The sequence below is a fragment of the Pauljensenia sp. UMB10120 genome, assembly GCF_030212035.1.
In the GTDB taxonomy this organism is placed as follows: domain Bacteria; phylum Actinomycetota; class Actinomycetes; order Actinomycetales; family Actinomycetaceae; genus Pauljensenia; species Pauljensenia radingae_A.
Genome location: NZ_JASODH010000002.1, coordinates 178,181 through 200,451, shown reverse-complemented (window position 1 = coordinate 200,451; position 22,271 = coordinate 178,181). Strand labels below are relative to the sequence as shown.

At 60.3% G+C, this 22,271-nt stretch carries 22 protein-coding genes; 4 read left to right on the top strand and 18 right to left on the bottom strand.

What is annotated here, in order from left to right; all coding sequences use genetic code 11:
* Positions 1-7: 7 nt before the first annotated feature.
* The 4 genes from QP093_RS02740 (at position 8) to QP093_RS02725 (ending at position 2,727) form a co-directional block, all read left to right on the top strand.
* The gene (locus tag QP093_RS02740) at positions 8-742 is read left to right on the top strand and encodes a metal ABC transporter ATP-binding protein (protein ID WP_285014532.1); all 735 of its coding nucleotides are present in this window, start codon (positions 8-10) and stop codon (positions 740-742) included.
* Positions 735-1,709, top strand: a complete 975-nt coding sequence (locus QP093_RS02735; RefSeq protein WP_285014530.1) for a metal ABC transporter permease — start codon at positions 735-737, stop codon at positions 1,707-1,709. The genes QP093_RS02740 and QP093_RS02735 overlap by 8 nt, the downstream gene beginning before the upstream one ends.
* 77 nt (positions 1,710-1,786) lie before the next feature.
* The gene (locus QP093_RS02730) at positions 1,787-2,188 is read left to right on the top strand and encodes a Fur family transcriptional regulator (RefSeq protein ID WP_285014529.1); all 402 of its coding nucleotides are present in this window, start codon (positions 1,787-1,789) and stop codon (positions 2,186-2,188) included.
* Positions 2,188-2,727, top strand: coding sequence for a DedA family protein (locus tag QP093_RS02725; protein ID WP_285014527.1), 540 nt, complete (start codon positions 2,188-2,190; stop codon positions 2,725-2,727). The genes QP093_RS02730 and QP093_RS02725 overlap by 1 nt, the downstream gene beginning before the upstream one ends.
* Before the next feature lie 5 nt (positions 2,728-2,732).
* On the opposite strand, the gene QP093_RS02720 is transcribed toward QP093_RS02725, so the two are convergent.
* The 18 genes from QP093_RS02720 to lepA form a co-directional block, all read right to left on the bottom strand.
* A complete protein-coding gene (locus tag QP093_RS02720) occupies positions 2,733-3,554 on the bottom strand; it encodes an isoprenyl transferase (protein ID WP_058236391.1) in 822 nt (273 codons plus the stop codon).
* Entirely contained in the window at positions 3,551-4,288 is a 738-nt protein-coding gene (gene recO / locus QP093_RS02715; RefSeq protein ID WP_285014717.1) for a DNA repair protein RecO, read from the bottom strand. The genes QP093_RS02720 and recO overlap by 4 nt, the downstream gene beginning before the upstream one ends.
* A gap of 70 nt (positions 4,289-4,358) precedes the next feature.
* The gene (gene leuA, locus QP093_RS02710; protein WP_285014524.1) at positions 4,359-6,116 is read right to left on the bottom strand and encodes a 2-isopropylmalate synthase; all 1,758 of its coding nucleotides are present in this window, start codon (positions 6,114-6,116) and stop codon (positions 4,359-4,361) included.
* A 290-nt stretch (positions 6,117-6,406) separates the two neighbouring features.
* Positions 6,407-7,033 (bottom strand): hypothetical protein, encoded by a 627-nt coding sequence (locus QP093_RS02705; RefSeq protein WP_285014522.1) that lies wholly within the window; start codon positions 7,031-7,033, stop codon positions 6,407-6,409.
* Positions 7,034-7,082: 49 nt separating this feature from the next.
* Entirely contained in the window at positions 7,083-8,165 is a 1,083-nt protein-coding gene (amrS, locus tag QP093_RS02700; protein ID WP_285014520.1) for an AmmeMemoRadiSam system radical SAM enzyme, read from the bottom strand.
* 14 nt (positions 8,166-8,179) lie between these two features.
* Entirely contained in the window at positions 8,180-8,824 is a 645-nt protein-coding gene (gene amrA / locus QP093_RS02695; RefSeq protein WP_285014518.1) for an AmmeMemoRadiSam system protein A, read from the bottom strand.
* Between the two features lie 5 nt (positions 8,825-8,829).
* Positions 8,830-9,729 (bottom strand): AmmeMemoRadiSam system protein B, encoded by a 900-nt coding sequence (amrB, locus tag QP093_RS02690; protein ID WP_285014516.1) that lies wholly within the window; start codon positions 9,727-9,729, stop codon positions 8,830-8,832.
* A 182-nt stretch (positions 9,730-9,911) separates the two neighbouring features.
* Entirely contained in the window at positions 9,912-10,970 is a 1,059-nt protein-coding gene (gene era, locus QP093_RS02685) for a GTPase Era (RefSeq protein WP_074026149.1), read from the bottom strand.
* The gene (locus tag QP093_RS02680; RefSeq protein WP_285014515.1) at positions 10,963-12,363 is read right to left on the bottom strand and encodes a hemolysin family protein; all 1,401 of its coding nucleotides are present in this window, start codon (positions 12,361-12,363) and stop codon (positions 10,963-10,965) included. Before QP093_RS02680 ends, era begins: the two co-directional genes overlap by 8 nt.
* Positions 12,360-12,809, bottom strand: a complete 450-nt coding sequence (gene ybeY, locus QP093_RS02675) for an rRNA maturation RNase YbeY (RefSeq protein ID WP_058236385.1) — start codon at positions 12,807-12,809, stop codon at positions 12,360-12,362. The genes QP093_RS02680 and ybeY overlap by 4 nt, the downstream gene beginning before the upstream one ends.
* Positions 12,802-13,863 carry a PhoH family protein gene (locus tag QP093_RS02670; RefSeq protein WP_285014513.1) on the bottom strand — a complete coding sequence of 354 codons (1,062 nt, stop codon included), beginning with the start codon at positions 13,861-13,863 and terminating at the stop codon, positions 12,802-12,804. The genes ybeY and QP093_RS02670 overlap by 8 nt, the downstream gene beginning before the upstream one ends.
* A 59-nt stretch (positions 13,864-13,922) precedes the next feature.
* Positions 13,923-14,804 carry a 16S rRNA (uracil(1498)-N(3))-methyltransferase gene (locus QP093_RS02665; protein ID WP_285014511.1) on the bottom strand — a complete coding sequence of 294 codons (882 nt, stop codon included), beginning with the start codon at positions 14,802-14,804 and terminating at the stop codon, positions 13,923-13,925.
* A complete protein-coding gene (gene dnaJ, locus QP093_RS02660; protein ID WP_285014510.1) occupies positions 14,801-15,958 on the bottom strand; it encodes a molecular chaperone DnaJ in 1,158 nt (385 codons plus the stop codon). Before dnaJ ends, QP093_RS02665 begins: the two co-directional genes overlap by 4 nt.
* An 85-nt stretch (positions 15,959-16,043) precedes the next feature.
* Complete coding sequence (hrcA, locus tag QP093_RS02655) at positions 16,044-17,069, bottom strand: heat-inducible transcriptional repressor HrcA (protein WP_058236382.1); 1,026 nt, start codon at positions 17,067-17,069, stop codon at positions 16,044-16,046.
* A gap of 195 nt (positions 17,070-17,264) precedes the next feature.
* Entirely contained in the window at positions 17,265-18,179 is a 915-nt protein-coding gene (locus QP093_RS02650; protein ID WP_285014715.1) for a DUF3097 family protein, read from the bottom strand.
* Positions 18,180-18,212: 33 nt separating this feature from the next.
* Positions 18,213-19,484, bottom strand: coding sequence for a radical SAM family heme chaperone HemW (gene hemW, locus QP093_RS02645; RefSeq protein ID WP_285014509.1), 1,272 nt, complete (start codon positions 19,482-19,484; stop codon positions 18,213-18,215).
* A complete protein-coding gene (gene trmB / locus QP093_RS02640; RefSeq protein WP_092648425.1) occupies positions 19,481-20,335 on the bottom strand; it encodes a tRNA (guanosine(46)-N7)-methyltransferase TrmB in 855 nt (284 codons plus the stop codon). Before trmB ends, hemW begins: the two co-directional genes overlap by 4 nt.
* Positions 20,336-20,342: 7 nt before the next feature.
* On the bottom strand, positions 20,343-22,193 hold the full coding sequence (gene lepA, locus QP093_RS02635; protein ID WP_371935798.1) for a translation elongation factor 4: 1,851 nt from the start codon (positions 22,191-22,193) through the stop codon (positions 20,343-20,345).
* Between the last annotated feature and the right edge of the window lie 78 nt (positions 22,194-22,271).

Below are 22,271 nucleotides of genomic sequence, written 5' to 3'. Positions count from 1 at the left end.
CCCCGCAATGACCTGCCCCGAAGCATCTGACATGACCGCTTTCGCCGTCAGCATGCGTGACCTGCATGTCGCGTGGGATGACACCCTCATCCTGCACGGCATCAACCTGGATATACCTGCCGGACAAGCACTCGCCGTGACGGGAGCCAACGGTTCTGGCAAGTCCACGCTGATGCACGCAATCCTTGGCACTGCACCGGTGACACGCGGCAGCATGTCACTGTTCGGCATGCAGGTCAGTGCACACGGCAAGCGACCGTGGTCGCGCATCGGCTACGTCCCGCAGTATTCACGCGCAGGCGGCGGCGTCGCCTCCAACGCGCGTGAAGTTGTCGCCTCAGGTCTACTGGGGCCTCGAAAATTCTGGCTGTCACGCTCCGATCGACGCAAAGCGCTTGATGCCCTGGAGCTGGTCGGGCTCGCGCATCGCGCAAACGATCCGGTCTCCATCCTGTCAGGTGGGCAGCGTCAGCGCGTCAACATTGCGCGCGCCCTGGTGCGCCACCCGGATTTCCTCATCATGGATGAGCCGCTAACTGGAATCGATTCGGTTTCGCGCCAACGCCTGGCGTCGATCGTGCAGTCAGCCAAGGACGGGGGCACCACCATTGTGTTGGTCCTGCATGAGCTGGGGGAACTACGCCCCCTCCTGGATCGTCAAATCACCATTGCCGCCGGCCACATCACCTACGACGACGCCCCACAACCGGCATCGACCGAGGAGGCGAGCCATCATGGGTGAGGCACTCGCCGACCTTTTCACATCCCCACTGATGCTCCGTTCCCTGCTGGCAGCGCTGCTGGTCGGACTGTGCGCACCCATCGTCGGCACCTACCTGGTACATCGCCGCATGGCGATGCTGGGAGACGGCATCGGGCACGTCTCGCTGACGGGTGTGGCTCTGGGCTGGATCGCCGGGACAGCTGCAAACGTGACGCCTTCTGATCAATGGGCATTGCCGGGCGCCCTTGTCGTATCAATCCTGGGCGCGGTGACGATCGAAGTCGTCAGGCTCAGTGGCCGCACCAGTGCCGACGTTGCCCTCGCCATGTTGTTCTACGGAGGCATCGCCACCGGCGTCCTGCTGATCGGTCTGGCAGGTGGAACGTCCACACAGTTGAACTCGTATCTATTCGGATCCATCTCAACAGTGCAATGGGGAGACGTCTACCTCATTGGCGCGCTGTGTGCACTCATCTTGCTCATCGGCCTGAGATTGTCGCCTGCACTGTACGCAGTGACCGATGATGAGGACTTCGCGCACTCAACCGGCCTTCCGGTGGCTGCCCTGTCCATCCTCATCGCGATCCTGTCGGCGTTAACTGTCGCAGTTGCGATGCGCGTCGTGGGCTCGCTCCTGGTGTCGGCCCTGATGATCGTCCCGGTCGCAATCGCGCAACTCGTCACCCGTTCCTTCCGCTCCACAATGGCCTGCGCAATGGCTCTGGGAACCGTGCTATGTGTCGGCGGCCTTGTGGTGACCTACTTCGTGGATGTCTCCCCCGGCGCACTCATCGTGGTGGCAGCTATCGTCGTATACATCCTCGGATTCGTCATCAAGGCTGCCATTGACGGAATTCGACGAGGGCGACGCCTCCAGGTCACCGGCGGACATACGCATCTGATTGCCGGTGATCCTCACGCTCATTCGGCGCATCCTGACTCCCCCGATCGGATGGGCACACCAACAGCAGATGACACACTGTAATCTCCATTTCTCGCCTCAACCCTGTATGCTTCCAAGAACGAGAAGATTTACTTCAGGGTCGGCAAGAGGGGGACATCGTGCAGCGGATGACTCGGCAACGTCAATCCGTCTTTAACGAGCTGCGTCGTGACAAGGACTTTCGTTCCGCACAGCGGATCTACGACGACCTGACAAATCAGGGGCAGCGCGTCGGCCTAGCGACGGTCTACCGCAATCTGCAGGCACTGGCTGAGATGAATGTCGTCGATGTCCTGCGCATGGACGATGGCGAATCGATGTTCCGTCTGTGCGAAGATGAAGGCCACCACCACCACCTGGTGTGCCGCAACTGCGGTCACACTGAAGAGATCGAAGTCAGCGAAGCAGAATCCTGGATTTCTCAGATCGCCTCGCAGCACGGCTTCACTGAGGTTGCCCATTCGCTCGAAGTATTCGGTCTGTGCTCTGAGTGCGGCGCTGTTGAGGATGACGAAGCCTGATGCCAGTTCCCCAGTGGGCCTCAAGCGGGCTGCCTCTTTTCATCTTCCTGTTCTTTGTCGTCTTCTTGCGCGCCCAGGGCACCTATTGGCTTGGTCGAGGCGCCGCCACGGGCGCCCTGAAAGGTGACGGACACTCCGGCCTCATCGGCGCGATCGCCCGCTGGTTTAACGGGCCTGTTCCCCGCCGCGGTGCAGAACTGCTCGAAAAATGGGGGCTTTTGATCATCCCGCTGTGTTTCCTCACCGTCGGTGTTCAGACAGCGGTCAATGCCGATGCCGGAATTGTCCGGTTGAAGTGGCGCACCTATACCCTCGCGATGCTTCCCGGGTGCGTAGCGTGGTCGATCATGTACGGGCTGGGGCTGCTGGCTGTGTGGGTCGCTGCCATCGGCGCAATCGCAGGCTCTCCGATTTCATGGATCGGGATCGCTCTGGCGGTGATTATTCTGGCCAGCTGGCTCATCTACCGTCACTCGCACCCCAAAGCGGCACCTCAGGAAGTCCTGACGTGCGAGGAATCCCCGGTATCAGCACAGTAGGACGCTCACCGAAGCGGCGCGTGCGGTGAGTTGACGGCGCCACCGAAACGGCGATCACGTTTCCCGTAGGACGCCAGACATTTCCACAGTTCACTGCGGTCAAATTGCGGCCACGGCGTATCCACGAACATCATCTCCGCGTACGCCAGCTGCCAGAGCAGGTAGTTCGAAATACGTTGCTCGCCTGAGGTGCGAATCATCAGGTCGACATCTGGCACATCGGGCAGATACAAGTGGCGCGCAAACGTCCGTTCAGTCACGCCAGCCGGCTTCATCGTCCCGTCAGCAATCTCCATGGCAATCGTGCGTGCAGCGTCCACAATTTCGGCGCGCCCACCGTAGTTGACACACATAATCAGATCGAGCGTCCGGTTCGATTCGGTGGCGCGCTCAGCTTTTTCCAGGGCGTGAATAACGGACTTCCACAGTTTGGGTCGCCGGCCGCTCCATCGCACGCGCACACCCCATTCATCAAGTTGGCCCGTCCTGCGCGTGAGCACATCGGGCGCGTAGTTCATGATGAAACGCACTTCAGCCGGGGAACGTTTCCAGTTTTCCGTCGAAAAGGTGTAGACGCTCAGATAGCGCACGCCTGCGTCAATGGCACCGGCGATCGTGTCCATCAGGGAGTATTCTCCGGCGTGATGCCCTGCCGTGCGATTCAATCCGCGAGCATTGGCCCATCGACCATTTCCATCCATCACGAGGGCGACGTGGCGAGGCACGCGGTCAAAAACGGGAACCGGTTGGGACCACTGACCCGGACCCAGCACAGGAGCAGTGGGATCTGATGGTGCCCGATCAACCGGAGCCTGGGCAGATGTCATGCCCGTTTCCTTTCGAAGAGCTGGAGTGCGCGCAGCTTACGTTCCAAATGCCACTGCGTATACGCCGATGTCAGGTGTGCGACGCGTTGCCGGTCATACGCTTCGGTGCGGTCAGCCTGATCCCAGTTTCCGGCCAGGAGGTGCCCCATCAGTTCCATCGTGTTCTCCGAGACGGCCACTCCCCCTTCGCTTTGACACTCGTCGCACAGCGCGCCACCCTCGGAAATGGAGAAGGACGTGTGCGGGCCGGGCTTGCCGCAACTGGCGCATGCGAAGCACGAGGGTGCCCACCCCGCCACTGACAGGGCGCGTAGAAGATACGAATCGACGATGAGGACCGGGTCATGACGCAGGTTGGCCAGCGCGTGGAGTGCTCCGAGCAGGAGTGAGTATTGAGCGTGTGCGCCGTCAGCTGAATCGGCCGTGAGGCGTTCGGCTGTTTCCACCATGACGGTTCCGGCGGCGAACAAATCGAAGTCCGAAGCCAGTTGAGTGCCGTAGGGACGCAGCATTTCCACCTGCGTCACAATGTCGAATGAGCGGCCACGATGCAGCTGCACGTCGATCAGTGAGAACGGTTCCAGGCGCGCACCGAATTTCGAGGTGGTGCGGCGCACTCCCTTGGCTACCGTGCGTACCTGCCCGTTTTCCTTGGTGAGCAGGCAGACGATACGGTCAGCTTCCCCCAGTTTGTGAGTACGAAGGACGATCGCCTGGTCTCGGTAGCTTCTGATCACGCTCGCATTGTCTCACAGGCCGGTCGAGGTGCCACAGGACACGTCGACCGGCACCGTCAATGTGCTATTAGCGCAAAGCGCGGTTCATGGCGGAAATAACGGCCTTGTATGTGGCTGTCGTGATGGACGAATCGATGCCGACCCCCCAGACGATCTGGCCGTCGACCGCTGCTTCCACATATGCGGCTGCGGTGGCGTCACGTCCCTGGCTCATGGCGTGCTCAGAGTAGTCGAGGATGCGCACATCCAGGTCGAAGTCGTGCATAGCTGCGACGAAAGCGTCGATCGGGCCGGTTCCCACGGCGCTGATGGCAACGGGCTGTCCCTGGTCCAGGATCTCACCGCGCAGTTCCACTTCCTGCTCTTTGCCGCGCGTGTGCAGGTGGAAGTCTCCCATTTCGAAGCGTCCCCACGGGGCCAGGCCGCTTGCCTCGTCGGCAGGCAGGTATTCGTCGGTGAAGATCTTCCACAGGTTTTTGGAGTTGATCTCTCCGCCAAAGGAATCTGTGTGACGCTGAACGATGCGTGAGAATTCGATTTGCAGGCGTCGCGGCAGTTCCATGTGGTGTGCGGTCGACATGAGGTAGGCGACGCCGCCCTTACCGGATTGGGAGTTGACGCGCACGATCGCCTCGTAGGAGCGACCCACGTCGTGCGGGTCGATCGGCAGGTACGGAATGCCCCACGGCACAGCGTTTTCATCTCCGCCGGCTTCCGCAACTTTCTTCTTGCGGGCTTCGAAGCCCTTCTTGATGGCGTCCTGGTGCGATCCGGAGAAGGACGTGTAAACCAGGTCCCCCACGTAGGGCATACGCGGCGGGGTTTCCATCATGGTGCAGTGTTCCACCGTGTGCCGGATGCGATCCACGTCGGAAAAGTCAATACCCGGATCGATACCCTGGCTCATCATGTTCAGGCCGAGGTTGACCAGGTCGACGTTGCCGGTTCGTTCCCCCTGTCCAAGCAGGCATCCCTCTACGCGGTCAGCGCCGGCCAGCAACGCCAGTTCCGCTGCTGCAACACCCGTTCCGCGGTCATTATGCGGATGGACAGACAGTGCGATGTGGCCACGCCTCGACAGGTTCGTTGACATCCATTCGATCTGGTCGGCAAACACGTTAGGCGTTGCGCGCTCCACCGTTGCCGGCAGATTCAGCACAATTTCACGGTCGTCGTCAGGCTGCCAGATATCCATGACTGCTTCGCAGATTTCGGCTGCGAAGTCCAGCTCCGTGTCCACGAAGATTTCCGGTGAGTATTCGAAGCCGAAGATCGTGTCATCTGAGAGGACTTTTTCTGCCCGCGCCATGATTTCCCGGGTGCCGCTTTGTGCCAGGTCAACGGTTTGTGCCTTGTCCATACGGAAGACGAGCTCGCGGAACAGTGGCGACGTTGCGTTGTACAGGTGAACCGTTGCCCGGGGAATGCCGACGAGGGCGTCGATGGTGCGCTCAATGAGTTCGGTGCGTGATTGTGTCAGCACAGACACTGTCACGTCTTCAGGGATCGCCTCATCGTCAATCAGAGAGCGAACAAAGTCGTAGTCGGTTTGCGATGCCGCTGGGAATCCAATCTCGATTTCCTTGTACCCCAGTGAGACCAGCAAATCGAACATGGCACGCTTGCGCGTGGGATCCATCGGCTCGATCAGTGCCTGGTTGCCGTCACGCAGGTCGGTGGACAGCCAGCGCGGGGCGCGTGTCATACGCTTGGTAGGCCATGTGCGCGTGGGCAGGTCGATGGGGTTGGATTCCAGGAATGGAATGTACTTGGCAACCGGCTTGGGGCTGGCTTGAGGTGTGGGAACGTTGGCTGTTGTGCGCATCTGCTTTCTTCTTTCCTGCTGGTGTCGATTCCGGTGGCGAACCGGCTTGACCGGGGTCGACAAACGCCGCGACGAGGTTCCGGCCTTTTCAGGCCTCGTCGCGGCACATAAGCAGGAGTGCGCGCTGCATCATGATCTCCACCGTAATGAGATTGGGACCACCGCGCCGCACGCGTTTCACAAAGTGGACACTACGCGCCGCTGGTCGGACGCCAGTTCCCGTGCAGTTGACGTTTGAATCGACGATGCCAAAACTGTTGATGCGCACCGCGCCTGCGTCAGTTCATGCGTCAGCCGGCGCTGTTAGAACTGTTATCAGCGCGTGCGGCCTGTGCACGCCATCTGCGAGCACATGCCTGCAGACGCAGGGTGCTGATCACTGCATATACCGAGATGGGCGACAGGACGAGCGCCGGGATATACAGAGTCAACGCTGCGGCTGTTGGTACCGCAAAGTATGCCCAAGCCATGACTGGAATAAGCAACACGAATATGACCATGATGATGAACGCACAAACCTCACGCACTCTGTTGCGTGAACGAGCAGCCAGCAGGTCGTTGCCTCCCGCATTCCATCTGTGCAGGTTCATCTTCTGACGGATGCCTGCATGATACAGCCAGGCGGCAACCGCTCCGCCCAGCAGCGTCGCGGCACAGAAGAGTGCGATGTAGGCGCCGCCGCTCAAATCAGCGGGGAGCTTGGTTACCAGCCACATCGTCAGCGGCGCAAGAAGGAATGCTCCGATCAGTCCCCCGCCCTGTGCGGCTGCTCCACGGTCATCGTTGTCTACCGTGAGATATGCGTGATGCGTGACAGGCTCATACATCACGTAGCGACCCTCGTGCGGACCCACTGGAATCATCTGGCTCCGAGGAATGCGGCAGCTTCCCGGGCGGTTTGTGTCTTCCTTATTCACTCGAACATGATAGGTCGAGGGACGTAGTGGCGCCGGTTCTTGAGCTGTTTCATGACAAGGCGACCTGGAAGGAATGCGCAGAGGCTTCGCCGGGGCCGCCCTCGTCGAAGCGACCGGGAATTCTGGCCCCGCACGCCGGACACGTCCCGTTAGCTGTTACGTCGTAGCTGATGAGGCGGTACCAGTCGCGCACGATGAGTTCGTGCCCGCAGGAGGCGCATGTGGTGGTATCCGCTTCGATGTCGTGAACATTGCCGCAGTACACGTAATGCAGCCCTTCGTCGAGTGCAATGGAGCGGGCTCGGCGCAAAGTTTCAGGTGGAGTCGGTGCAGTGGTGCGCATTTTGTGGTCAGGATGGAATGCTGAAAAATGCACAGGCACATCAGGGCCGCACTCACGCAGGATCCACCGGCACTGGCTGCGGATTTCCTCAGATGAATCATTGTGTCCAGGGATCAGCAGGGTTGTCAGTTCCAGCCAGGTGCTGTCCCGCTCAGCGACCCATGCGATCGTCTCCAGGACGTCGCGCAGGTGAGCGCCTGTCAGATGCCAGTACATCTCTTCCGTGAAGCCTTTGAGGTCAATATTTGCCGCGTCCATAGGCGCGAAGAACTCAGATCGAGCTTTCGGAGAAATGTAGCCAGCAGTCACAGCTACGGTGCGCACGCCCGCCTCGTGGCATGCCAGAGCCGTATCGATAGCATACTCGGCGTAGATCACGGGATCGTTGTACGTGAATGCGACCGCAGGAATATGATGTCTCACTGCCGCGTCTGCGACCATATGAGGCGTTGCGCGTTCGGCCAGGAGGTCCCATTGTCGAGCCGCTGAGATCTCGTGGTTCTGGCAGAACCTGCATCCCAGATTGCATCCGGCGGTACCAAATGAGAGCACAGCGGTACCAGGGTAGAAGTGCGCGAGTGGTTTCTTTTCAATGGGGTCCACGCAAAAGCCGCTGGAGCGCCCCCAGGTTGACAGCACAATGTCAGCGCCGCGACGCTCCCGCACAAAGCAGTATCCACGCTGCCCATCGCGCAGTTTGCATGCACGCGGGCACAAGTCACAGCGCACTCGACCGTCATCGAGGCGTGTTTGCCAGCGCCCGGTGATCGTGTGTGCAGGTGTGGACATGGCGCTGCGTGGTTTTATCGGTCGGTCATGTCTGACGCACTGGTCGGCGCATCATCGTCACCATCCGCGTCCTGGTCGGTGAAGGCTCGCACCGTGTAGGTTTCCACTCGGGCGTCCGGCGACCACCAGGTAGTGGGAAGGCCTGCCTTGCGTTTGAGGTGGGCGAAGAAGTCAGCTGGATCCGCAAGGTCGTCCCACACCTGCGGCAGAAAAGTGGCGCGCCGAGTCGGACCGGCGATCAGGACGACCCCGTCAATTCCGGGGCGCAACGATTCAAGCACCGCTTTCTCACTCAATGCCGGCAGGGCCACCGGGGCCGACAGCACCGACACCTCCACGCTGATGCTCGGATATTCAGTTGCGTCAAGGGGATCGAAACGCGGGTCGTGGAAGGCGGCTGCGAGGGCATTATGGATGACGTCGTCGTACAAAGATCCGCGCGGTGAGAGCGACCCAATGCATCCTCGCAGATGAGAGTTGATCGTCAGCGTCACAAAGCTTGCTCCTGGTTCCTGCAGCCATTCGGGCCGGTCGTGCGGTGCCGGTAGGGAGTTCATGACAATCTGGTCGGTACGTGTTCCCTGCAGCCTGAGCCGTATGGCTCCTCGCGCCAGTGGAACCAGGATGCGTCCCGCATTGTCTGGCAGTGGTGTTGGCATCTGGGTCAGTCCTTTTCGTCAGTCAGTGCAAACGCTGCGTATCCGACGACACGTGCGGTGTCACCTCCCAGGACGTCTCCGGAGTTGTGTGAGCCAAGCGCGGTCACCGTCAGAGAGTGTCTCTGGGCATATTCGAGCAGGCCGTTCATGGGACGGGCGCCGCAGGCCTGCTCGGGTTCAACGGGGTACTGTCCTCGTTCGATCATGTCGATGGTGCGTTGGTCGATGCGGCGCGCCTCGTCGTATGTGTGGTAGTGCGAGAGGTCTGAGCTGACTGCGATCAGCGTGGTGGGCGAGGTGAGCGCGTCGATCACGTCGGCAACTGCTGTGGGAGAGGCTTCTCCGACGTTGAGGGGCACGAGTTCGACGTCGTCTCCGAACAGTGCCGTGATGAAAGGGACCTGGACTTCCAGCGCGTGTTCATCCCGGTGGGTGCCTTCGTCGCAGTGGACAGGTTCGACGCACGTGCGCGTGGATTCGAGGATGTCACGGGTGGGGATATAGAGCATTGCAGCCGGTGTTCCGAACCGGTCCGCACCGGGCAGCGCGATTCCCCGGATGGCGACACGGTGGGTCGGGCCGAGCAGGACGATTCGTGTGGTTCGGGGGCGACTGCGCGCCGCGTACGCCCAGCCCAGCGCAGCAAGATCGCCCGAGTATCGCCAACCGGCGTGGGGCACGATGATTGCGCGTGCCGGGTGTGCCTCACTGTCAGCCGGGGCGTTGTGTTGGCGGGCACGATCAATCAGCGCACTGGCAGTTGACTCAATATCGGTTGGACTATCTGGGTAGAAGAATCCGGCGACTGCGGGGGCGCGGACGATCAGCGAGGCATCGCGAGTGTCAGAGCCGGTCGATTCGGGCGCGGTAGATTCAGGGGCGGTGAGGTCGGGAGGTTGCGTCACACTCGTTCTCCTCTCCTTGCGTGGATGGGGCACCATCGACCCATCCACTGTATGTGATTCTAACCTCTTGCGGGTGCCGCTTGTCACACTCCTTCCATTATGTGACAACGTTGCAGGTCACCCCCATTCCATTAGCATCAGTTAATGCACAGTCACCTGCTGTTTACCGAATAGTCATTTACTCAAAAACCGAGGCGGCCCAACATTTTCGGATCTGACTGCCAATCTTTGGCGGTGCGCACATGCAGATCCAGGAAGACTCTGCGTCCCAGCAGCTCCTCGATTTGCTTGCGGGACTTCGTGCCGATGTCACGCAGGCGCGACCCGCCTCGTCCAATGATGATCGCCTTTTGGGAGTCACGTTCCACATAGACATTGACGTGGATATCCAGCAGAGGTGGGCGCAAATCGCCCTCCTTGGCCGGGCGCTCGATAATTTCTTCGACCTGCACCGCCAGGGAGTGCGGCAGCTCCTCGCGAATGCCTTCAAGCGCTGCTTCGCGAATGTATTCAGCAATGAGGGTGTCGCGGGATTCATCCGTCACGTCATCTCGCGGATACAGCGGCGCGGATTCAGGGACAGTGCGCGAGAGCACGGAAATCAATTCCTCCACCTGCTCACCTGTCTGAGCGCTGACCGGGACGATCGCTTCCCACGATCCCAGCCGGTCAATCGCCAGCAGGTGTTTCATCAGACGGTCTTTCGGCACCAGATCGATTTTCGTGGCAACTGCGATGACGGGGCGGCGCACATCAACCAGTTCGCGGGCAATAAAACGGTCCCCCGGCCCGATCTTCTGATCGGCCGGCAGGCAGAACACCACGCAGTCCACCTCAGCCAGTGCTTCTCGGACCATGTCATTGAGGCGTTTACCCAATAAGGTTCGAGGGCGATGGTATCCGGGCGTATCGACGATGACGAGCTGCGAGGTGTCCCTATGGACAATTCCGCGTATGTTATGGCGCGTCGTTTCAGGCCTACCTGACGTGATCGCCACTTTCTGGCCGACCATTGCGTTGGTCAACGTGGATTTTCCGACGTTGGGGCGCCCGACAACCGAAACGAATCCGGCACGAAAACCCTCCGGGTAGGTCAGCGACATCAGTCCGTGCGCATCGGCAGCCTGCTCGGCTTCCTGACGTGCGTCGCGAATGCTGGCGACCTCGTCACGCACCTGTTCTTCAGAGGCGTCATCCCACTCGTCAGTGGAGTCGTCCCACTGGTCATCACGGTCATTCATCGGTGTCCTCGCTCTCCGGCGTGCAGCTCAGTTCAAGCAGTTGTGATTCGTCGAGGATGCGGAAACCGTCCTCGAACGTGGTCGGCAGTGGCGACAGTGCGCAGACAACGGTGCCGACCTGACGGCGTCGCCCTCGTGCCTCCTCGGCCAGCATGTAGATGCCGTCCATTTCACCGCGAGCGCCGGGCAGCGGCACACGGTCAATCGCCTTGGTCAGCAAACCGCCGACCGAGTCCACATCATCGTCCTCGAGCTCCATGCCGAAAAGCTCGCCCAGCTCGTCGATCGGGAATCGGGACGGGACTCGCCACACCCCTTCGGCGACCTCTTCCGGCTCGATTTCGCGACGGTCATGCTCATCGGTCACTTCGCCCACGACTTCCTCGATCAGGTCTTCCAGGGTGACCAGGCCAGAGATCCCACCGTACTCGTCGACGACCAGCGCCATGTGGAAGTGCTCAGCCTGCATCTGGTGCAGCAGATCGTCAGCCGGTTTGGTCTCCACAGTAAAAACTGCCTGTCGCATCATGTGGGAAGCGGTCAGATCATTACTGCCCGCATCATGCACCATGCGCGAAATGACGTCCTTGAAGTACAGGATGCCGCGCACGTCGTCGATATCCTCACCAATGACAGGCAAGCGGGAAAACCCTGATCGGATGAACAGTCGCAGTGCTTTGGAAGCTGGCAGATCCACGGTCGCGGTGATCATCTCGGTGCGCGGCACCATCACCTCGCGCACCACCGTGTGCCCCAGTTCAAACACGGATCGCAGCATCTCGCGATCTTCTTCTTCAAAGCCTTCTGTTTCACCAACCTGGTCGACCATTTCGCGCAGGTCGTCAGCCATTTCCTGCCGCGCTTCCGCATCGGTTTGGTCCGACTGAGGCAGGCGCTTGCGTACGAAACGGACAATGGGGTCGGCAATGTGAGAGATGGCAACCAGCCGCGACGCCAGAGGCGTTCCAACCAACGCCATGCGTTCAGGGTTACGCGTACCCAACGGTATCGGCAGCATCACCACGGCGAACAATTCGATCAAACCCACCGCAGCGACTGCAATGATGCCGATAAGCCACCACCTCAGCGACGGGTGCACCAGCGCCAGGGTGATACCGACGGCGGCGATGACCTGCACAAACATGCGCACTGTGCGCAGGGTCAACGCGGTGCGCCTGCGCTGCGCAAGCAAGTCAACCAGCTGAGGAGCACGTTTGCGGCCTTCTTCGACAAGGTCTTCCGCGGCCGCCCTCGACAGTCGGGAAAACGCGGTTTCGATGGTGGCGAGGATTCCCGCCAGCAGCAGGCAGATCACGGATACGGCGATCAGCACTGCAACAGGAGCAGTATCCGACAGACCTGACGGGGATGGCTGGTGAGCGAAAGGGATCATGATCGTGTTGCCAGGAATGTCAGCAGGAGTTTGCGTTGCAGGGCAAACATTTCTTCCTTTTCCTCCTCCTCAGCATGGTCGTATCCCATCAGGTGCAGCATGCCGTGCGTCGCCAGCAGCAGCATCTCTTCAGCGGCAGAGTGCCCCGCTTCTTTGGCCTGTTTGTGCGCAACCTGCGGGCAGATACAGATATCCCCCAGTACACCCTCGGTGGGTTTGTCGTCGGTTCCCGGCCGCAGCTCATCCATCGGGAAGCTCATCACGTCAGTCGGTCCTTCCAGGCCGAGCCACTTGACGTGCAGATCTGCCATCGGTTCGGGATCGATGAACAAGATGTTAAGTTCAGCTGTCGTTGCCACATGCATCTGCATCAGAACGTAGTCTGCGAGTGCGGCGAATTCAGACTCGTCAATCTCACATTCCGTTTCGTTTATCACTTCAGTCATGATCATTCCTTCGTGACCTGCGGCCGGTGCGCGTCGCGGAGCGCGTGTCGGCCTGCCTGTGGGCGCGTTCTTCCCACCGGGAATACGCGTCGATGATCTGTCCGACCAGGGGGTGCCGGACGACGTCCGCGCTGGTCATGTAGCAAAATTCGACATTGTCGATATCTGTCAGAATATCCTGCACGACGTTCAACCCCGATCGGGTTCCTCCGGGAAGGTCGATTTGGGACACGTCGCCCGTGACAACCATGTGCGAGTTAAAGCCCAGACGTGTCAGGAACATTTTCATTTGCGAGGGCGTCGTGTTCTGCGCCTCATCCAGGATTATGAAGGAGTCGTTCAGGGTGCGTCCGCGCATGTACGCCAGGGGCGCCACTTCGATTGTGCCGGCAGCCATCAGTTGCGGCAGTGCCTGTGGATCGATCATGTCATGCAGGGCGTCGTACAGGGGCCTGAGATACGGGTCGATCTTTTCAGTGAGAGATCCTGGCAGAAAGCCGAGGTTCTCCCCCGCTTCCACCGCGGGACGTGTCAGCACAACGCGCCGAACCTCGCCCGAGAGCAATGCGCGCACAGCCTGGGCCATTGCCAGGTATGTCTTGCCGGTGCCGGCCGGGCCGATCCCGAAGACCACAACCGAGCGTTCAATGGCCTTGATGTAGCTGCTCTGCCCTGGGGATTGCGGGTGAATGGTGTGGCCGTCAGCAGTGACGATGTCGTCGGAAGTGTCCTGGCCGGCGCGCGGCTGAGGAGCGGTCAGCAGCCGGATGGCGTGTTCAACGCCGGGCACATCAAGCATCGTGCCGGATGCCGTGAGGTCAACCAGTTCACTTACCAGTTGAGCGGCGACGTCAATGGTTCCTGACGAACCCGTCATCGTGATGGTGCGTCCGGCGACGAAGAAACGGACGGTTGGAAAGCCGCGTTCCAGTGCGCGCAGAATCTGATCCGATGTTCCCAGCAGCTGAATGGGTTCGACATGCGATGGGATCTCGACGCGGCGGGTTGACATCGCCAGTGTCGGGTCGTTATGCGTCGTGTTTTGCTCACTCATACGCGTGTCATGCGGTGGGCCACACATTCCTTTGCATCTGCATCCATCGTGTCTCTACTTTATCGTATGGGGGAGCCTGCAACATGGGCATCCTGCCTGTCAGTAGACGCCTCGTGACGCCATGTCGTCAGCGCGCGTATCAGCGTGGTGGCAACGGGGCCGGCAGTTGAAGAGCGCAGGACGGTCGGCCCCAGAAGAACCGGGATGGCGCCTACCTCAGTCAGGGTCGCATATTCGTCATCATCGATGCCACCTTCAGGCCCGACAATGATGGCAATGCTGCGCGGTGACACACCAACCGCCTTGGCGGTTCCATCCTTCCGAGGAAATGCAGACCCAGCGACCGTCAGCCCCAGTTGGCTCATAGCCTCCAGGATCGACACAGTGGCCTGTTCGTGACACATGAAGACGACATCACCATGCGAGCAGCGATCCTGAGTCCACCGGGCAAGAGCGCGCGAATCCATCGATTCCAGAACCTGCGGAATCCACGCGCGTCGTGACTGCTTAGCTGCTGCGCGCACAATGTTGATCCATTTGCTGCGTGCACGCTCTGCTTTCGACCCGGTCCACCTGACGATGGAGCGGTGCGCCTGCCAAGGGATCACGCTGTCGATACCGATCTCCGTCGACGTTTCGATGGCCTGCTCATCGCGTCCACCTTTCGCCAGGGCCTGCACGAGGATCAGGTGCGGATCAGAGGCAGGTTCACACATGACGTGCTCCACCACCAGATCCAGTTCCTGACCGTCAACGGCTCGCACGCGGCACTGTGCTCGGCACCCTTCCCCATTCACAAGATCAAGCTCATCTCCAACCTGCATGCGGCGCACCGTGGCAGCATGTTTACCTTCGGCTCCGCCCAGGTGGACGTGATCCCCCTCGGCAATGGTGGATAAGCCGGAATTGAGGTCGTCAGCGAAGAAGACAGGAGCGGTCATGGGTGCTCCTGATTCGTGAACTTTTCGCGGATACGGTCAAAGACTGACTGATCGGCCCGTCGCGGCTCCACGCGGTCCTCTCCACGATTGGCAGCCAGTTCTTCCAGGATTTCGCGTGAGCGCTGATCCAATTTGCGTGGAATCTCCACATCAATATGGACCTGCAGGTCACCTCGGCCGGCGTCCCGGCCCGAACGCGACAAGCGCCCCACTCCCAGACCCGACAGTGTCACTGTTTCCTGCGGCTGCGTACCGGGTTTAATGGTGACTTCCTTCGCGCCATCGAGCGTGTCCAGCTCGAACACGGTGCCCAGCGCCGCCGTGGTCATCGGAATGGTGACCCACGTGTGAAGGTCATCGCCTCGGCGCGTGAAAATCGGGTGCTTCTTTTCACGCACCTCAAGGTAGAGGTCTCCTGCGGGACCACCTCCCATGCCGACATCGCCACGGCCACTCATGCGGATACGGGTTCCCGTTGTCACACCCACAGGAATATCCACCTTCATCGAGCGGCGCGTGCGCACCCTGCCGTCACCGGAACATTCCGAGCAGGGCTGGTCGATTATGGAACCGTGTCCGCCACAGTCCGGGCACGGGCTTTGCGTGCGGATGACGCCCAGCAGTGAACGCTGCATCCGGGTCACGCTGCCCGACCCGTGGCACCCTGAGCAGGCGCGCGGCTGAGTGCCCGGCTCGCAGCACGAACCTTCACATCGCGCACACAGCACATAGGTATCCACTTCGATGTTCTTGGTGACACCGAAGGTAGCTTCTTCCAGGGTAACGTCAATGGTCAACAGCTGGTCTGAGCCATGTGTGGCACGCGAGGCCGGCCCGCCTGATGAGGCGAATCCTCCCCCGCCGAACATAGTGTCGAAGATGTCGGAGAAGTCGAATGGCATACCGCCACCGCCAAACCCGTAGCCGCCTGCTCCGCCCCCGTGCACAGCTTCAGGTCCACCGAGGTCATACATTTGGCGCTTGTCAGGGTTTGACAGTGTTTCGTAGGCAACTGAAAGTTCCTTGAAGGCTTCTTCGGAATCAGGCCCGGCGTAGTCAGGATGCAGTTGTCGAGCCTTCCTGCGATAGGCCTTCTTGATCTCTTCCGGTGAGGCATCCCTCGAGACGCCCAAGATCTCGTAGTAGTCGTTCACTCGATTCAATTCCCTCGTTGTTTCGACAAGCGTTGTTCCGACAAGCAGCTCGCGCCGGACATGTCAGTGTGGCAGATGTGTGCACTCATGACGCTAGGTATTTCGACAAGTAGGACGCAACTGCCCTGACGGTTGACATCGTGCGCCCGTAGTCCATGCGCGTCGGACCGATGACACCGAGGTGCGCGACCGCTCCACTGGACGTCCCGTACGTTCCTGATATGACGGATGTTTCCGCGAACGCTCCGTCAGGGTTTTCCGTCCCGATCGACACATGCACGTCACCGCTGGAATGTTCCTCGTCCAATTCTGACAGCAATCGCAACAGCACCACATGTTCTTCGAGGGCGTCCAACAGCGCGCCGATATCGGTGAAATCCACATGTGAACGCGTCAGGTGGGACATCCCCGCGATGACGACGCGCGATTCAGCTGCTGTGGGATGCAGTAGTTCCGTCAGTGCACTGCACACGGCGTCGACGAAGTTCTGATGCCCGCTTGGAGCCTGATTCCTGATCTCATCAACGATGGTACGCACCTTGTCGGCAGTGTGGTTCTCGCATTCGTCGTTGAGCTTTTCGCGCAGAAATGAGATGACATGTGGGGGAACCTGCTGGGGGAATTCCAGCATGCGTTCTTCCACGCGTCCCTCGTTCGTAATGACGATCAGCAAGACTCGATGCGGTGCGAGGTCAACCAGTTCGACTCGGAGCAGTGTGGACGTGGACAGCGAAGGGTACTGGACGACCGCGACCTGCCTGGTGACTTGCGCAAGCAGTCGAACAGTCCTGTTCACGACGTCTTCGAGGTCAACGCACTGGCCGAGGAAAGTCTCAATCGCCCGCTTCTCGGGTGCGCTCATCGGTTTGATCTCAGAGAGCGTGTCGACGAAGAGGCGGTAGCCCTTTTCAGTGGGAACTCGCCCGGCAGAGGTGTGAGGCTGGTAGATCAGATCATTTTCTTCCAGCACAGCCATGTCGTTGCGAATGGTTGCCGGTGAGACGCCTAAATCCTGCGTTGCGGCGATCATTTTCGAGCCGACGGGTTCGCGGGTGTGGACGTACTGCGACACGATCGCACGCAAGACGTCGAGCCTGCGATCAGTGGCCATGTTGTGTCCTTTCCACGATCCGTTCTGTGGTGGTGCTGTGGCACGTCCATGTCTGCGACACAAACGCCACATTTGGCACTCACCCTGTCTGAGTGCCAATTCTACTCCGTTCAGGTGATTTCCTCTCACCGGCTGCGGTGGAAAATCCGCGTGTATTGCTCAGGGCGTACATGCGTTCCCACGGCGCATTGTCGGCTAGAGCGTTCCCTGCGCGGTCACAAAATCAATGAGCTCTTCAACCCTGCCAAGCAGTGCCGGCTCGAGGTCACGATAGTCGCGCACAGTGCGCAAGATTCGTCGCCACCCCTGCGCAATATCAGCCTGCGAGGCATGAGGCCAGCCCAGCGCCTGAAGGGTTCCCACTTTGATGTCAACGGATCGCGGGATCGCCGGCCACGTGTCGAGTCCAACACGCGCCGGCTTGACCGCCTGCCAGATATCAACGAACGGGTGCCCAACAATGAGGACGCTGTCCCCCCACCGCTGCTGCACGCTGTGAGCAATACGGGATTCCTTCGAACCGGACACCATGTGATCGACCAGTATTCCTGCACGTGCGTGAGGCGTGGGCGAAAACTCTTCCAGAACGGCTTCCAGGTTATCGACCCCTTCGAGCAGTTCGACCACAACCCCTACATCTGCCAGGTCATCACCCCACACGTATTGGACCAGGTCAGCATCGTGGCGCCCTTCGACCCAGATTCGTGACTGGCGAGCCACACGCGGATGCGTGCGCGCCGATTCTTCCGGGCGGGCGCGTCGCGACCCAGAATTGGTCACCGCCCGCCCACTGGCGGACACCGATCCTGCGTTCTGAGGCGTCGCCTGCGCGCGAGGCAATGGCGGCAGGGCAATAATCGGTCGGCCATCGAGCCAGAATCCACCGCCCAAGGGAAAGCTGCGGCGTCTCCCTCGTCGATCTTCCAACTCGATCACGTAGATCCCTGCGGATTTTTCAGTCCGGATGACCGCGCCCACGAATCCGGTGGTGACATCTTCGAGGACCATGCCAGGCTCAACGTGGACCTCTCGCGAGCGCGGGCGATGCGCGTCGGGCCCATCGCGATGCGGGTCAAACTCGAAGATATTTGTGCCATACGGGTCATCCATCACCCGGCTATTGTACGGGCGAAAAAGATGCGCCTAGTCAGTGAGCTCGCGCGTCACGTAATCAGCCAGAAGCCTGCCACGCAGGGTCAGTGCGATGTGGCCACGCTCCAGCGCCTCTGAGTCCAGCAGGCCTTCGTCACGCAGACGGTGACAGGTTTGCGAGGCGTTCTCCCTGCCCGCGTGAGCGGCAACCTCGCCTAGCGCGATGCCATCTGACGTGCGCACTCTCAACAGGACGCGCTCCAGGTAACGCGTCTGGTCATCGAGGATTTCACCGGCGGCGGCCGGTGACTGCGCGGATCGAAGGCGACCAGCCCAGGCACGCGGGTGTTTGACGTTCCACCAGCGGGCGCGCCCGATATGCGAATGGGCACCGGGGCCAAAGCCCCACCAGTTCCAGTCGCGCCAGTAGGCCAGGTTATGACGGGACGCGTGCCGCAGTTCGGTGGCTGGAAGCCCTGCTTCATCTGCCTCTTCGCGAGCAAAGTTCGAGATCTCGTACCAGCGGTATCCGGCGCTGCGTATCATCTGGTCGAGCAGTTCATACTTGTCGGCTTCGTCATCCGGATCAGGCATGGGCAGCTGCCCGTGAGCAACCTGCGCCGCCATCTTGGTGCCGTCCTCAATGACCAGTGCGTAGGCACTGATGTGGTCGGGCTGCAGGTCGCACGCTGCCTGCACTGTTGTGGCCCAGTCATCGAGTGATTCACCCGGCGTGCCGTAGATGATGTCAACGGATACGTCCAGTCCTGCTGCGCGCGCCCACTCGATCACCTGGCCGACACGTTCGGGGCGGTGCTGACGATCCAGGGTGTGCAAGATTCGCGGAACTGCGCTTTGCATGCCCACCGACAGTCGTGTCACCCCGGCATCTGCAAGCCTCTTGACAGACTGCTCGTCAACGGTTTCCGGGTTTGCCTCGCAGGTAACCTCTGCACCTTGGGCAATTCCGATTCGGTCTGCGAGATCGTGCAGCATACGCGCGTGGGCACTGGTGTCCAGCATGGTGGGCGTGCCGCCGCCGAAGAAGACGGTGCGTGCAGGTGTCTGTCCCAGCCCCGCCTCGTCCAGCACGCGTGCCGCCAAAGAGATTTCGCTGCTGACACTGTCCGCGTACGTATCGCGGTCGGCCCCCGGACCGAACCCAACAGTGTAGGTGTTGAAGTCACAGTACCCGCACCTCACGCGGCAAAAAGGTACGTGGACGTAAATGCTGAGGGGTCGGTGAAGCTCGGGCTGCGCGTTTTCAGAGCTGATAGCGCCAGATTGTGGCCAGCGCATTCCGTCGGGCAGCTGCGGGCTCACTGCTGGGGGTTTTCGCTCGCGGGCTGTGTGCGTGGCAGTCGAGGCTCCCGGATCGCTTCGATGTCGTGTGCATGGCGTTCGTCGTGGATGCCGCGGGATTCGAAGTGGGTGAGCACGCGCCCTTCCCACCGCGGTGCGAATCCCCCGCGCTCCCCCTCGGGGTCATTGGGGTCCGCCCGTTCGCCTTCATACGGATTGACGAGGACGTCGCACGCCTCGACGACATCACGCATTTGCCATGCGTAATCGTCCCAATCCGTTGCCAGGCGCCACACTCCCCCGTCTTTGAGGATTCTGGCGATCTCCAGGGCGAACTGGTCGTTGACGATGCGGCGCTTGCGGTGACGCGCCTTGCGCCACGGGTCTGGGAAGAATGTCCACACCTCGTCGGCAATCGCACTGTCTAGGGTGATCGGGATCGCCTGGGCGGCGTCAGCTTCGACGACGCGAATGTTCTCAACTCCGGCGCTGACTGCTCGTGAAACGAGTTTGGCAATACCCGGTTGCCAGACTTCAAATGCCAAAAAGTTGTGGTCGGGCCAGCGATCTGCCGCCGAGACGATCTGCTCGCCGACGCCCGGTCCGATCTCGACAACCAGTGGCGCCTCGCGCCCGAACAGTTCAGTGGGCGCCAGGTGGAAGTCGGATGCGACAGTGGTGTATCCCTGTGAGCGCTTAACGGGCACAACGAAACGGTCACCATGCTTGTCCATTGTGCGCTGCAGCGATTCGGTCAGGCGACGCGAGCGACGCGTGAAGGACTTCGTGCGGGCACGGTACACACCGTTTTCCTCGTCGTGGCGGTCGGATGAATCCAGCACTGACTTGCGGGCTCGATGTACACGGTTCATCGGCCGGTCACTGCTTCTTTCCTGTGGGCACATCTGACGTCAAAGCCGCAATGAATGCCTCCTGCGGCACGTCGACACGCCCGATGGACTTCATGCGCTTCTTACCGGCTTTTTGCTTCTCCAGCAGCTTGCGCTTACGGGTGATGTCACCGCCGTAGCACTTGGCCAGCATGTCCTTGCGCAGGGCTCGGATCGTTTCACGCGCGATGATGCGCGCACCGATAGCAGCCTGCACGGGGATTTCAAATTGCTGGCGTGGAATGAGTTCCTTGAGGCGCTTCGTCATCTTCAGCCCATAGGCGTAGGCCGCATCTCGGTGGACGATGGCGCTGAACGCATCGACCTTTTCACCGTTGAGTAACACATCGACTTTGACGAGGTCAGCGCTTTGCTGCCCGGCATCGTGGTAGTCCAGCGAGGCGTACCCTCGGGTGCGGGACTTGAGCTGGTCGAAGAAGTCGAACACGATTTCAGCCAGTGGAAGCTTATAGCGAATTTCGACGCGCTCAGGCGACAGGTACTCCATCCCTTCGAGGGTTCCGCGCCGCTCCTGACACAGCTCCATGACCGCGCCGATGAAGTCTGACGGGGTGAGCACGGTGGCGTCCACGATCGGCTCACGCACTTCTGCCACTTTACCGTCCGGGAAAGTCGAGGGGTTGTCGACACGAATGCGGGTACCATCTTCTGCGACCGCTTCGTAGACCACGTTGGGTGCGGTCGCGATCAACGACAGGTCGAATTCGCGTTCGAGGCGTTCACGCACAATTTCCAGGTGCAGCAGCCCGAGGAAGCCACAGCGGAAACCGAAGCCCAGCGCCGCTGAGCTTTCCGGTTCGAATGTCAGTGCTGCATCGTTGAGCTGGAGGCGTTCGAGTGCTTCACGCAGGTTAGGAAAGTCTGTTCCGTCCACCGGGTAGATGCCGGAGAACACCATCGGACGAGGATCCTGGTAACCCGATAGCGGCTGGTCGGCTCCGCGTACCGATTCGGTTACTGTGTCGCCAACTTTAGATTGGCGCACATCCTTCACGCCTGTGATCAGGTATCCGACTTCGCCAGCTCCAATTCCGTCGGTAGGCGTGGGGTCTGGTGAGATGACACCAATTTCGAGCAGTTCGTGGGTGGAGCCTGTGGCCATCATTTTCACTTTTGTACGCGAGGACAATGAGCCATCCACGACGCGCACATACGTCACGACACCGCGGTACACGTCGTACACGGAGTCAAAAATCATGGCTCGTGTGGGAGCATCCGGGTCGCCACTTGGCGGTGCCACCAGGTTCACGATCGCGTTGAGCAGTTCTTCGACGCCTTCGCCTGTCTTGCCGGAAACGCGCAGAACTTCACTGGCGTCCACACCAATGAGCTGGGCAATTTCGTCGGCGTACTTATCGGGTTGGGCGCTGGGCAGGTCGATCTTGTTGAGTACAGGGATGATCGTCAGGTCGTTTTCCATTGCGAGGTACAGGTTCGCCAGGGTCTGCGCTTCAATACCCTGAGCTGCGTCGACCAGCAGAACTGCGCCTTCGCAGGCAGCGAGGGATCGGGAAACCTCGTACGAAAAATCGACGTGGCCAGGGGTGTCGATCATGTTAAGCGCGTAGCCGGTGCCGTCAACAACCCACGGCATGCGCACAGCCTGAGACTTGATGGTGATGCCGCGTTCGCGTTCGATGTCCATGCGGTCCAGGTACTGGTCGCGCATATCGCGCTGCTCGACGACGCCAGTCAGTTGCAGCATCCTGTCAGCCAGGGTGGATTTGCCGTGGTCGATGTGGGCGATAATGCAGAAGTTTCGAATCCGATTCTGCGGGGTATGCGCCGGAAGAATCGACTGGCGTACTGCATCAGTCAAACTAGCAGACAAGGAACAACCTCCGAACATCACGATGTATACCCCCTATCGTCCCATTGAAGACGGGTCACGCGCCAA